Here is a 2,303-nt window from a genome sequence, read left to right as displayed (position 1 = left end):
CCTTCATACCTGTGTCCCCCTTCGAACTCGATGCTTCAGTACATTAGCTAGGTCGGCAGGAACAGATAGAATCTCAAGAACGCGGGGGCTCGTGTGATGGTCGGTGAGGACCTGTCAGTGCGCGTTCGACTGGCGACGGAGTCGCTGCCCGAGAGCGAAGTGGTCTGGGGTGAGAAGCGGCGTTTCAACCCCACAGCAGCGGTGCGGTTTCTGGCGCGACGGGTCGAGGGCTTGCCTATGGTGTGTGTTCGCCACGGGGTCCCGGCGACTGGCGTGGTGCCTGCGACGATCAACTTTGTGCAGGTCGGCTCGGTGCGGATGCCGCGGACTGTCGGGCTCGAACTTCGGAAGTGGGCGCGCGAGATCATCCCCATCCCGCCGTGGTTTCGCCTCCCGGACACGTCCGCGAAGTTGCGGGCAGACTGGCCTGCGTGTGCGGCGTGCATCGCCAGATTTCGATGGCTCCGTCAGCTCGCCTTCGGGGTCCTGCTGGCCGGTCCGCCGGCGATTGTGGCGTTGTTCCTCGCGGCGGCAGTCGGCGTCCCGCACGGTGTCATCGTGTCGTTGGTGGTCCTGTGCTTTCCGGGGTGGCTTCCGGTCGGAATCGGGATCAGCGGGCTCATGCTGATGGCGGCGAACACCGATATCAAGGTGGAACCCATCGATGAGCGGCCGTTCGTCGTCATCCGGGCTCACCCGCGCTTCGCAGACGCGACCCGCTCGGAGAGACATGCCGACTAGAACCTAGGCATGCCCGAACCTGCCGGAACAGACATGGAACCGATCGGGTTTCCGATGCGTCCTAGTCTGGGAGGGCAATCCGAGCTCTGACGAACGGGAGTGATGTGCGAAGCGCTGGTGTGATGCGAGCAGCCGTTGGCGCTGTCGTGGTTTCGGCTGCGGTCAGTGGGTGTGGGCCCGGTGGGGAGACGGGGTCTGCGCAGCCGACGACGCGGGATCTGGACAAGATCGTTGTGTTCAACGTGTGTAGTCAGTTGAGTGATGACGTGCTGCGGGATGCAGGGCTCGATCCGACGACGAAGCGTGTGCTGACCGATCCACCCTCGGGCCCGTCAACGTGGCGAGTCTGCAACTGGAAGCCGATTGATGACCGCTACGGCGCAGGGCTCCGACGGGTCGACGTGTTCTCCACGAGCCACACGCTCGCTGAGACTCGAAGCAAGGACAGTTTGACTGGGGTCCAAGAAACGACCGTTGGCAGTCGGGCTGGGCTGACGTTCCGTGAAAAGAACGACCCGGAGAGCTGCTATGTGGCCTTCGAAGCAGACCAGGGCATGTTCGAGGTGTCCGTTGGATGGCTGGGCAACGAAGGTCCTCGTGGCGGCGACCTATGCGATATGGCAGCGAAGCACGCGGCGGCTCTCGAGCCGCATCTTCCGAAGTAGGGGTGGATCTCGTGACAGATCAAGCGACATATTGGCGGAATCTCAAGCAACAAGCCGTTTCCGGCAATTTTCGGATGGAAGAGGGCCTCGGCGAGTCCCTGCGCGCCGCCTGTGAGCTGTATGTTTCCGACCTGATCAACCTGCAGCGCGATACCAAAGCGTTGGAGCATCTCTCCGGCTGGGGCGGCCTCGAAACCGCCATCATCCTGAAAGCCAAATTCGAGGCGAAGGCCGTCAGCGGCAGCACGGACGACCCGAACGACTCCGCCGACAAGCGCCTCGCAACCCACATCGAGATCGCGCAGCTCATGCGCGACACCAACTCCGCCGCGATCGGCAAACTCCAAGCCGTCGACGGCCAGAACGCCGACGGCATCGCCGCGACCGGACAGGGGATCTGATGCCGCTTCCATTGATCGCGCTCGCGGTCGTCGCGGTCGGCGCTGTCGCAGCCGAGGGTAAGGCCATCTACGATGCCTACAGCACCTCCTATGACGAAGCCGAGGCGCGGGGAAAGCTCGGTGAGGCGGCGAACAACGAGGTCAGTGGTGATCGCACGATCATCCAGTCCGAGCGGGCACGGCTCGAATCCGGGTTCGACGGGACGTACTCGACGCCGGTGCTGACCGGCAAGCTGGACGACTTTTCCACGCTCAGCCATCAGCAGATCTGGGACGCGTTGAACGGCAGCGGCGATCAGCCGGGCGTTTCCGCCGGTGAGATCAACGCTGGTGCCGATGGCTGGCGGCGGTTGGTGACCGGGATGTCGGACGCGGTGACCAACTTCCGCACCCGCATCGACACCGCGATCAATGAGGGCTGGTCCGGTACCACCGCGAATGCCGCGATCGACGGTGTACGCGGCTACGCGACCGAGGCCGAGAATCTGCCGACGAC

General features: G+C 63.8%; 3 protein-coding genes and 1 pseudogene. All 4 read left to right on the top strand.

Annotation, left to right across the window (positions count from 1 at the left end; translation table 11 throughout):
- Positions 1 to 96: 96 nt before the first annotated feature.
- Complete coding sequence (locus ACFWPJ_RS30730; RefSeq protein ID WP_378856701.1) at positions 97 to 741, top strand: hypothetical protein; 645 nt, start codon at positions 97 to 99, stop codon at positions 739 to 741.
- Between the two features lie 122 nt (positions 742 to 863).
- A complete protein-coding gene (locus ACFWPJ_RS30725; protein ID WP_378856699.1) occupies positions 864 to 1,406 on the top strand; it encodes a DUF3558 domain-containing protein in 543 nt (180 codons plus the stop codon).
- 11 nt (positions 1,407 to 1,417) lie between these two features.
- Positions 1,418 to 1,807 (top strand): hypothetical protein, encoded by a 390-nt coding sequence (locus ACFWPJ_RS30720; RefSeq protein ID WP_378856697.1) that lies wholly within the window; start codon positions 1,418 to 1,420, stop codon positions 1,805 to 1,807.
- A pseudogene (locus ACFWPJ_RS30715) lies at positions 1,807 to 2,303 on the top strand (hypothetical protein); the annotation flags it as partial. The gene ACFWPJ_RS30720 and the pseudogene ACFWPJ_RS30715, both read left to right, overlap by 1 nt.

Origin of the sequence: Nocardia sp. NPDC058497 (genome assembly GCF_042720195.1) — a bacterium.
Classification (GTDB): Bacteria; Actinomycetota; Actinomycetes; order Mycobacteriales; family Mycobacteriaceae; genus Nocardia.
This window is presented reverse-complemented; position numbering and strand designations above follow the sequence as displayed.